This is a genomic window from Lactiplantibacillus sp. 30.2.29 (assembly GCF_018991255.1).
Lineage (GTDB): Bacteria > Bacillota > Bacilli > Lactobacillales > Lactobacillaceae > Lactiplantibacillus > Lactiplantibacillus pentosus.
In genome coordinates, this window is the sequence record NZ_JAGYGU010000049.1 from 1 (window position 1) to 9,627 (window position 9,627).

Sequence of the window (9,627 nt, forward strand, 5' to 3'; positions counted from 1 at the left end):
AGCACATGACATCACTGACTCGCAACAGTGTCGCTTTGCCAACTTGAAAAACTGTATAGTTACGCCGGCCAGCTTTAAAATTGTTGAGTAAGGTATCTTGCACCTCTTTGAGAACGTTAGAATCTTTGATGGGTAAGACAACTTGTTGCATAGTTTTAGCCCCTTTTCTTGAGATATTAAAGCAGTTATGTTATTGTTTATTGTAAGGAAAAAGTAAGGAGATGGTATTGTGAGTGCAGGTAATGTAACTAAGGTTAGCTCGAAGATCACAAGCAAAAATCAGATTACAATTCCTAAAACAGTACGTGAGCTGTTAAAAGTTCGGTCTACTGACACAATTGAATGGCAGATTGAGCCAAATGGTAGAGTAATGATTGTTCGTAGTAAACCTGATCTATGGCAACTTGTTGATGAACAGGAAAAAAAGTTCGGAAATCTCAGTACCACGGAATTTGATTGGGGTAAGGACATAGAAAGTGAAGACTTTGATTAATGAAATTAAAACAAGGCGCTATTTTGTGGATTAATTTAGATCCAGCCAAAGGAACTGAAACTAAGAAAAAGCGACCGTGTTTAGTTGTGAGCAACGATCACTATAATCGCTATTTTAATACGGTGCTAGTTGTACCAATCAGCACTTCTGACAAATATCGTACCCTAGAAAAGTATGCTAAATCGCCGTTATTTATCAGGATAGATAACGGGAAAATTCACGGAACAGCGCTATTACAACATGTCCGCGCTGTCGATCCCACAAAACGATCAGATGGCGAAGTTGTGGCCACTTTATCCCAGCAAGAAATTAGTTCGATTAGTACAAAGGTCCAACAATTTTTCTGAAAAGCAGATGTTATTTATTTATAAAAGCAACAAAATAGCCCCCAATATCTACATTATAGATATTGGGGGCTATTCTTTCAATGTTTTTGAGGGGTGATTTGGTAAAAATGAACCCTGTTTTACTTACTTTTATAAACATCATTTCGTTTAGCAGTTTTTAATACTAAAACGATAAACTCGTTATCAACAATATCAACGATTATACGAAAGGCACCTACTCGATAACGCCATAAAGTTTTTTTATCTCCTTCAAGTGCTTTGCCCCACTGTCGCGGATTTTCAGTTCCTTCAATATGCTTATCTAGCCATTTAACCATTCTCTTTTGGACAGTGCGATCCAATTTCTTAAATTCTTTAAAAGCTTTTTTATCAAATTCCCAAGTATACATCAGTCAGAAAAAACCTCTTTAAGGACCTCTCCCCGAGAAATCCGGCCGTTTCCTTCTTCTAGAACTTTCATGCCATCTGTATAATCTTGAACATCTTCAACCTGCTCTAAAACGGCTTTACGCATAAAGGCCGAGACGCTTAATCCTTCAAAAGAAGCTAAACTTTGTACTTCCTTGTATTTATCTTCTGGCATACGAATTGTTGTTGTAGTCATAGTTGAGCGTCCTTCTTTCTCTTATAGTAGGTATATTATAGCACATGTGAATACAATTGTATTCATTTTTGCAAAAAGGCCAGAAATTTAGAGCTTATTAGGGTCAATGGCCCCATTACATGGATTGATTACATTCTGAAATTATCCGTCATAACGGGTGTCAATTATTATCCAGCACCTTATCTTTATAATAATCAAACCAAGTCACCTTGCCCGTAATAATCGCCGTTTTCCCAATCATCCCGTAGCGTAGTGACTGTGCCTGACCAGCTGTAATCGGAACGGCCGCTGTCACTTCATAAAAAGTCGCTTTACTCTCCTCGACTGGTGAAACCCCAATCTTTGTAACCACACCATCCAAAATAATTGGCTTCGGTACGTTCCGCGTGACTTTGAATCTAATGGCTTGCTTGACTTTAACGGAAGAAATATCCGCCGTCGAAATATATAGCTTAACGTTTACTCGCCGTTGTTGCTTGATTATCGGTAAAATTTTAGCGATTTCAGCTCCTGAACTAACGTACTTTGCACCACGGTAATTGTCTGCAACGTGTAGGACGCCGGCTTTGGTTGCCTTGATCGTGTAAGATTTTGATTGTGTCGTTAAGCTATCAATATCTGCTTTCACGGTCCGTAAATCTTGCTCGGCTTTCATTCGTTTCTCAGCGACTTCACTTAACTGATCATTCTTTAACATGGCTAATTTGGTATCGTTAGTCTCAACACTGTACTTCGTATCATCAAAGTCTTGTAATTCTTCTAACTGCACTTTAGCTGAGGATAACGAATCCTGAAGCGTATCTATCTGCTGTTGAATGTCTGCTAACGTTGCAGATTTAACTTCTTTTTTATCGTTTGCGTTGTTGGTATCCTTTGACTTAGCGACATACTCAGCAAAAACGTAAGCATACTTGGCACTATTGGCATACTTGCTACCATTAGCCACCGCATTGTATAAGGCCTGATAAGCCTCCAGATTGGTCTTAGTATTTGATACCACTTGTTGCGCGTTCTTCGTTAGCGTGGCTTTCTTAGTGCTAGCGGCGCTCGACTTCGCTGCCAACATTTGATTCTCCGTTAGATAGATTTGACGCTGTTTCAAATAACTTTCCAATAGTTCTCGGTACCCAAATTCATCGGTCGTTGGAAAAACATCACTGTCAGTATTGATGCCATCTTTAAAATGATCCAAGGCTGTTACTTGGCGTTGCAATTGCCGTTTGCTGACATTATCTTCGCGTAATTTATTGCGATTAAAAACGTTAGTATAAACTAATAGCTTTTGACCCTTCTTCACTCGCGCACCTTCAACTAAATAATTCTTTTTGATGGCACTATTAACAGTCGCTTGAATCACCGGAACCGTTCCGGTCGGTTGAACAGTTCCGGTACCATTAATAACAATCTCGCGCTTAGCTACGAGTGAAAACAGAATCGTACCAATTAACAATAGCGTCACTGGAATAATTAATAATGTTGAAAAATTTTGAAACCGAATTCCGTAAAACTCGCCACTTTCTAGCAGGTCTTTTCTCATTATTCAGTTCCCCCTCAGCTATTGATCAAGTCGTAATAGTAACCATGTTCATTCAACAATGCCGCATGGGTCCCCTCTTCAGCGACCCGACCATCATGCAGAACGATGATATGATTCGTCCGCTTTGCAATCGACAACCGGTGGGCAATAAAAATAATCGTCTTGTCAGTCATTGCCACTAAATTATCGATTAATTGTTTTTCAGTAATTGCATCCAGTCCACTCGTCGACTCATCAAATATCAAGACTTGAGCGGGTGATAATAACGCTCTCGCAATCGTTAATCGCTGTCGCTGACCACCTGATAGTGTATTACCATTCTCATCTAGCTTAGTTTGGTATTGCATGGCCATTTTATTAATATCCGTATCAATTAACGCCAATTGGCAAGCCTTCGCAATATCTTTCTCAGTAATACCGCTGCGATTACCTAATCTTAAATTTTCTTCAATGGTCGCTGAAAAGATGTATGGTTCCTGCGGGGTGTAGTTAATATAGGTCCGCAATGTATGCTTATCGATGTTCTTAACGTTGAAGCCGTTCAATATGACATCACCACTATTTGGTTGATAAAAATCAATAAGCAATTTAACTAACGTGGACTTGCCAGAGCCACTCATCCCCACAATTGCAACCTTATCATGTTGTCGAATCGTCAAATTAACATCATCTAAGACATTTTCACCGTAACCATAACGATAGCTGACCCCTTGTAACTTAATATCACCATTTAATTGACTTTCATTATGAATTGGCCGTGACGCCTCAAATTCACTAGCGACCAAATACACTTCATTTAACCGGTTGTTAGCGACCTTAGCGCTTTGAAGCTTAGTCTGCAAATTAATAATATTCTGTAGTGGATTAACAAAATAGGCTAATAAAGCATTATATGTCATGAGCTCCCCAACTGATAACTGATTATGAATGACGAGATTGGCGCCCACCCATAGAACAACAACTTCTAAGACTAACTGTATAAACAGTTTTAATGCCTGTTGCAAAGTATCCGCTTTAAGATAAGCCAAACTCTTACGTAGATAATCAACAAATTCTGAATCAATTTTCTGATAACGTTCCGGCTCACCATTCAGCGCCTTAACAGTTTCAATCCCATGAAGATCCTCAATAATGGCTGAACTCAAAATAGCATTGCTCTCCATTTCCTTTTGATTCAATCGTTCAAAGGATTTATTAAAGGCTAAGATGACAACCGCGTAGATTGGCAACGAGAGTAACGTAATCCAAAAAAGTGTCATATTCTGAATTACCAAGATTGCCCCCATAATAATAACGATGCTGACATCTAAAAACAGCGAAACAATTGTGCTAGCTAACGCATCAATAATCTTACTGGCATCTGTAAACCTTGAAACAATCTCCCCCGTCCGCCGAGTGGCAAAAAAACTCATTGGCAATTCAAAGACGTGCCGAATATAGCCTAAAATAATTTCAATCGAAAGTCGTTGACCTAAAACCGCCAATAAAAAATTCTGGGCATAAGTAAAGATAGCCTGAAAGGTATAAAAAACGATTAGACCAATGGCCACCACTGCCAATGTACTGTGCATATTATTGGGAATATAAGTATCAATCACCGCTTGTAAGAAATAAGACCCACAGATACTAATAATCGTGATTAAAACTGCAGCAAGCACAATATTAATAACCAGTCGGCGCTGCTTTAATAAGCTTGGAATAAATCCCCATAGTGAGCCCTTATCTTGCTTAACTGGCTTATATTCCGACTTCGGTGCAAAGAAAAGGGCAACTCCGGACCATTCGCTTTCAAACCGTTCCTTTGACATACTGATAACCGCAACTGTTGGGTCCGGATCAGCAATCACGACATGTGTTTTCGAGGTTTTTACAACGACATAAAAATGCTGTAGATCCCCATTTTTGGTAACATGCACAATGAATGGCAATGGTAAATCTTGTACCTCGAAAAGACTCATATCTGCTTGAATTGCTTTGGTTTCAAAACCTAACTTTTCGGCCGTTTTTACTAATCCTAATGCCGTAGTCCCTTCTAAACTCGTTTTAGCAATATTTCTTAGATAGGCCAATGATGTTGTCGAACCATAATTTTTCAAAATCATTGCTAAAGCTGCGACCCCACAGTCCATCTCGTCAACTTGCGCAACATAGTTTCTCCAATGCATAATTTTATTCCTCCTACCAATTATAAAGCACCGTTGTAATCTCAATTACGATGTATTTTAAAATCTATCTATTCGCCGGGGAAAAAAGAAATATCAGCAAGGAAGATCAACTGCAACTAGTCTTTGATAGGATGCTAACTTTTAACATAAGCATTCCCTTAACGAGGCCAATGGAACATCTATATGAAAAGGTCGCAGCAGGAAGACAAATAAGCGTAAGCTCAATTACGCTTGGTCGAATCTAGGCCGTTGTTGCCATAAGTTAGCAATTGGTCAACTTGGTGATTTGAGTTCTGACCACTTTTAGAAACCTGTGTATAGCCAATAATCATTGAGCAATCCTTCCACATTGATTTGTCCCAAACTATCTTTTTTACAATCTCAAAATATAGATAAGTTAGATTAACAGAATATATTTCTCTAAAGTAGTTGCAGAAGATTAATGTTCAGGTTTTAGTTTCTACAGTTACTTTCCGTACGAATGCTCCGAGTCGATTATGAATTAAATCTGGAAAAAAGCTCCAAAACGCTATTAAACTACTGCTTTGGAGTTTTTACTTGTGAAACCTACCGCTAAAATTCGTATGTATATTTCGTTTTTCCCGTAACAACTGTTTACATGCCTGGAAGACTACTATTTTTTTACTAATGGATTACTATCAGTTAGTGTTGGAATTAAAATTGCAAAGCCCACAATCAGATATAAGACGATAATGACAATAGTGCTTTCAAATGAAACACTGTTGCTATTTTGCATGCCCCAAAAAGCAGTTACGACAAAATCAATACAGAAATGGCACACTGTGGGAAATAGTAAATTTCTGGTTCTAATGAAAATGCAGGCAAATAAAAATCCCATTGCCATTGTTTGACAAACCTGGACCACGGTCAAAAGGAGGCTTTGTGAATATAAATTAAGAAAATGTTCTAAGCCAAACAATACACTTGAAATCATAAGGGGGAACAAAATACGTGAGAGCTGGTTTTTAGAATTTTGAAATAACTTGAAGAGTGTTACGAGAATTATCCCCCGGAACAGATACTCCTCTGTTGTACTACCAATCAATCCAATGATAAATGCAGATAACAGATTCTTTTTGTTCACAAGGCCAATTATAATTAATATAATTGCCAGCGTAAAAATGAGTTCCCGTTGTTCTTTATGTAGTTTGATAGAAAAGGGAATCTTTTGTTGAGTTAGTGTGGCATTTAAAATGACTAGCACACTAAAAAATAAGCATTTATCTAAAAACAAAAAAACTAGACTATTGTATTCGCCCCATCCTCTTAGAAGGTTGATGATGAGGAGTTCGAATAATACTTCGAAGAACACAACTAGAAAAAGGCGCAGCATTAGTTCTTTGCTCCTCATTAGGCTCATCTCCATGTGTAAAAATTTAGAGAACCAGAAATCATATGTTTCGATTTTTGGTTCTCTCGGTAAAGCTCAAAAGGGGCGGAGAGATTACATCTCCAACCTCATACAGAATTCATATAAAATACATCTATAATGAATAAGACTTTAGAAGAAACCGTGGAAAAAGCCGTTAGCAAGATCTGCCGCACTCTGCATTGATTTATTGTTTCTGCGAATAGCAGCAGCATTATATGCGTGAGATCCACCTACAATTTTTTCAAGACTATCATTTGATAAACTCATAAAATTACTTTTCATAAGCTTAAATATACCTCCTTAAATTTATTTAAACAGTGACCATATTTCTAAGGCTTCCCTAGTTGCTTTTCCCAGTTTATAGCCAATCCTGTAGTCACGTTTAGAACCACCAATAATGTTTTGTAGATATTCATTATTCAAGGGCTGAAAACTATCCTTCAAAAAAGTATTATTCACAATTTCACCTTCTAACACTATTCGATTTGCTTAACGTACCTTTTCTGAGCAAATGTTAGGCATGCATAAGATTATACTCCACCAGTAGTTAAAATCAAGCTTGCGATTGAAACAATGTTAAGTAATTATTAATTTAATATGAATGGTTTACTAGGTGAGAACTACAAATGAGATGGATTATTTATGGATTTAGTTATCAAATTTACCAAAAATGCCACCAACCATTATTGGTTTTACTTTTGTGTATTTTCTTTTGTTTTTCATCGGTATCAACACCATGATTTTTATCTTTTTTGTCGTTCTTATCCTTGACACTATGGTAACTACCACCGTTCGATAAGTTATCATTCTTATTGGTTGCCTGTCGTTTCTGAGTTGATTTAGAAGATTCGAGAAGACCACTCAGTTCTTGAATACGGTCCTTTAATTGTCGATTTTCAGCAATTGATGCCAACTGTAACTGTTGTTGCTGATCTACCAATTTTTCTAGATGATCTATTTGTTGGTCTTTGTTATTTATTTGCTGATCTTTGGTAGCAAGTTGCTTGTCACGTTGAAACTTCAAATCGTCTATTTCGCTTCTTAGAGTAGTAACTAGCTCATTATTTTCTTTGCTAGCCTTTGGTTGCTCTTTGCTACCTATTTGTTGCTTCTTTGCTACCTTACCCCTTATAATTCTTTCGGCTGTAGGACTAATAAGGTTTGCTCCTTGACTGTTCTTTTGCTGGTTCTTTGCTGCTAGTCTTTGGTAGTGATATTGAATAGTCTGTTTGGAGACTTTCAATTCATCTGCGAGTTCTCTAATTGTTTTAGGCATTATTTCCAAACCCCTTTCGGAGTTCAGCAAGTGCTTCTTGTCTTGCTTGATCTCTTATTTTTTTATCGTGCTCGGCTTGTTTGGCAGCCAATGCTTGTTTTTCAGTAGAGCCTAAAGTTAACCCCTTAACTTTATCAATGGCACGCCATTTTTCTTGTTCTGTTAATTCGCCATTATGTTGAATATTGAAAAGCTTTTGACGTTCGTCTTGTAATTGACCTTGTGAGAAGTCATTGGCGTTTTTCTTTTCAGACTTCCAAGTAAAAGTATAACCAATCACTGGTTTCCCGCGACCTTTACCATATTTTTTCCGTATAGTTAGACCTCTAAACAAAGGGGTTAGTTCTTCTTTGATTGGGCGAATAACCCTGGATTCAACGTTTGCAGGTTTATTCCAATAGCTTTGTGGAATATCTAGTAATTCAAAGAAATCATTTTTAGAAAAATAAGCATAACCAGTGGTTCGAAACTGTTTAAGAAGACGAAACGTTGTTTTTGCATAACTACTCTTTAAATCTCTGAACTCTGCTAAAGCATAACGAACCCAGCTTTCAAGATTATTTAGAAGTTTCAACGCTTTGGGATAAATTTGAATATCAACATAAGGAACGTCTGCAGATCCCTTAATTTCAAATCGAGTGAACATGACAAACATTTCTCTATCAAGACCATCTTTACTTCGAGAGCCAAATCTAAGACCTAGTATTTTTTGATATGTACTTTGTATGTCATCAATAAAACGATTATTTGCGGTTGGCTTATAGGCACTTAACTCTTTTAACTGATCAAAGGTAAATCTAACAGTATCATCACCTTTATCACGCATTCTAGAAACTACAGAAAAGAACAAGTTCATTTCTACAGGAGTAAACCTTCGCAAGGGGATTGTATTTAATTCAGGGTCATATTTGACTAATTCATTGCTCATAAAAATAACCTCCTTGAATAATACTACCTTATTTGAATACAGGAGTAAATAAATGTAGTCGATAAACAGACAAAATGTAGTCGATAAACAGACAAAATGTAGTCGATAAACAGACAAAATGTAGTCGATAAACAGACAAAATGTAGTCGATAAGCTTCTGTACTACTTGGGGGAGTAAGGATCAAAAGAGGTTTAAAAGAGGTTTAAAAGAGGTTTATAAAAGAGGTATATAAGAGGCACCACTGTACGAGATCAAAACCTAAAATCAAAAATACAAAGGAGTAAGCCAAAAACCGGCTCACATTAAACTCCATTCGCTACGCTCTTTGCGCCTCACTCCGTTCGTTGCCTAAAAAGGTGCGGCAAGCCACATCTATTACGGGCGCTGACGCCCCGCACCCCGTCCAAGCTGAACCAGCTTGACCGTTTTTCACTCGCCGTTAGGCAGGAAAGCAAAGTTTTTGTAGAAACTTTGGCTTTCGCCAATTCAGTGTTAAGACTAGTTAATAGCTGTCAATTCCTTATGCTCCCACGCTGCGCTCGTCCGCTACCATTGACAGCAAACAATTAGTTTTTCTAAGACTTAATAAGGATTTAACTGCTATGCCCCTTTTAAGGGCCTTATTTTTAATTCTTAGCAGTTTTAAGCCTATTTATATATAATTCTGCCAAAGCAAAATAAAAAGCCCTCAGCGAGCTTTAAAAGGGCTAAATTACGAATCCTGGATGATTAATAATAGCTTCTTGTCTTTTTGGCAAAATATAAGTATACAGGAATCATACAAGTTCTTGTTTATCTCGTCAGGTTCATTGACAGAAGCTTCAAACAATTCTTGAATATCAACTTGCCACGGATCAGCGTGCATTTCATCAATTGGGTTTAA

11 protein-coding genes are annotated in these 9,627 nt (G+C 37.5%); 2 read left to right on the plus strand and 9 right to left on the minus strand.

Features of this window, described 5'->3' with window-relative positions; genetic code table 11:
• Positions 1 to 229 precede the first annotated feature (229 nt).
• Together KGF65_RS15710 and KGF65_RS15715 are read left to right on the plus strand one after the other, a co-directional pair.
• Complete coding sequence (locus tag KGF65_RS15710) at positions 230 to 493, plus strand: type II toxin-antitoxin system PrlF family antitoxin (RefSeq protein WP_017260787.1); 264 nt, start codon at positions 230 to 232, stop codon at positions 491 to 493.
• Positions 493 to 840, plus strand: a complete 348-nt coding sequence (locus tag KGF65_RS15715; RefSeq protein ID WP_069137394.1) for a type II toxin-antitoxin system PemK/MazF family toxin — start codon at positions 493 to 495, stop codon at positions 838 to 840. The genes KGF65_RS15710 and KGF65_RS15715 overlap by 1 nt, the downstream gene beginning before the upstream one ends.
• A 119-nt stretch (positions 841 to 959) precedes the next feature.
• Here KGF65_RS15715 and KGF65_RS15720 read toward each other — a convergent pair whose 3' ends face one another.
• The 9 genes from KGF65_RS15720 to KGF65_RS15760 all read right to left on the minus strand — a co-directional run bounded on the left by KGF65_RS15720 (position 960) and on the right by KGF65_RS15760 (position 8,743).
• Positions 960 to 1,229, minus strand: coding sequence for a type II toxin-antitoxin system RelE/ParE family toxin (locus tag KGF65_RS15720; RefSeq protein ID WP_181021315.1), 270 nt, complete (start codon positions 1,227 to 1,229; stop codon positions 960 to 962).
• A complete protein-coding gene (gene relB / locus KGF65_RS15725) occupies positions 1,229 to 1,444 on the minus strand; it encodes a type II toxin-antitoxin system RelB family antitoxin (protein WP_103851751.1) in 216 nt (71 codons plus the stop codon). The genes KGF65_RS15720 and relB overlap by 1 nt, the downstream gene beginning before the upstream one ends.
• Before the next feature lie 160 nt (positions 1,445 to 1,604).
• Positions 1,605 to 2,981 carry an HlyD family secretion protein gene (locus tag KGF65_RS15730; RefSeq protein WP_215678020.1) on the minus strand — a complete coding sequence of 459 codons (1,377 nt, stop codon included), beginning with the start codon at positions 2,979 to 2,981 and terminating at the stop codon, positions 1,605 to 1,607.
• 14 nt (positions 2,982 to 2,995) lie between these two features.
• A complete protein-coding gene (locus tag KGF65_RS15735; RefSeq protein WP_216748728.1) occupies positions 2,996 to 5,146 on the minus strand; it encodes a peptide cleavage/export ABC transporter in 2,151 nt (716 codons plus the stop codon).
• Positions 5,147 to 5,780: 634 nt separating this feature from the next.
• Entirely contained in the window at positions 5,781 to 6,518 is a 738-nt protein-coding gene (locus KGF65_RS15740; protein ID WP_252263262.1) for a CPBP family intramembrane glutamic endopeptidase, read from the minus strand.
• 150 nt (positions 6,519 to 6,668) lie between these two features.
• The gene (locus KGF65_RS15745) at positions 6,669 to 6,821 is read right to left on the minus strand and encodes a hypothetical protein (RefSeq protein WP_181021351.1); all 153 of its coding nucleotides are present in this window, start codon (positions 6,819 to 6,821) and stop codon (positions 6,669 to 6,671) included.
• 24 nt (positions 6,822 to 6,845) lie between these two features.
• Entirely contained in the window at positions 6,846 to 6,998 is a 153-nt protein-coding gene (locus KGF65_RS15750) for a ComC/BlpC family leader-containing pheromone/bacteriocin (RefSeq protein ID WP_216748729.1), read from the minus strand.
• Between the two features lie 202 nt (positions 6,999 to 7,200).
• The gene (locus KGF65_RS15755) at positions 7,201 to 7,815 is read right to left on the minus strand and encodes a DUF536 domain-containing protein (protein ID WP_103852027.1); all 615 of its coding nucleotides are present in this window, start codon (positions 7,813 to 7,815) and stop codon (positions 7,201 to 7,203) included.
• Positions 7,808 to 8,743, minus strand: a complete 936-nt coding sequence (locus KGF65_RS15760) for a replication initiation protein (RefSeq protein ID WP_215678026.1) — start codon at positions 8,741 to 8,743, stop codon at positions 7,808 to 7,810. Before KGF65_RS15760 ends, KGF65_RS15755 begins: the two co-directional genes overlap by 8 nt.
• Positions 8,744 to 9,627 lie beyond the last annotated feature (884 nt).

Coding starts and splice junctions, on each gene's coding strand:
- KGF65_RS15760 (WP_215678026.1), bottom strand. CDS start 8,743: ATGAGCAATGAATTAGTCAAATATGACCCTGAATTAAATACAATCCCC.
- KGF65_RS15740 (WP_252263262.1), bottom strand. CDS start 6,518: ATGAGGAGCAAAGAACTAATGCTGCGCCTTTTTCTAGTTGTGTTCTTC.
- KGF65_RS15715 (WP_069137394.1), top strand. CDS start 493: ATGAAATTAAAACAAGGCGCTATTTTGTGGATTAATTTAGATCCAGCC.
- KGF65_RS15735 (WP_216748728.1), bottom strand. CDS start 5,146: ATGCATTGGAGAAACTATGTTGCGCAAGTTGACGAGATGGACTGTGGG.
- KGF65_RS15730 (WP_215678020.1), bottom strand. CDS start 2,981: ATGAGAAAAGACCTGCTAGAAAGTGGCGAGTTTTACGGAATTCGGTTT.
- relB (WP_103851751.1), bottom strand. CDS start 1,444: ATGACTACAACAACAATTCGTATGCCAGAAGATAAATACAAGGAAGTA.
- KGF65_RS15755 (WP_103852027.1), bottom strand. CDS start 7,815: ATGCCTAAAACAATTAGAGAACTCGCAGATGAATTGAAAGTCTCCAAA.
- KGF65_RS15745 (WP_181021351.1), bottom strand. CDS start 6,821: ATGAAAAGTAATTTTATGAGTTTATCAAATGATAGTCTTGAAAAAATT.
- KGF65_RS15720 (WP_181021315.1), bottom strand. CDS start 1,229: ATGTATACTTGGGAATTTGATAAAAAAGCTTTTAAAGAATTTAAGAAA.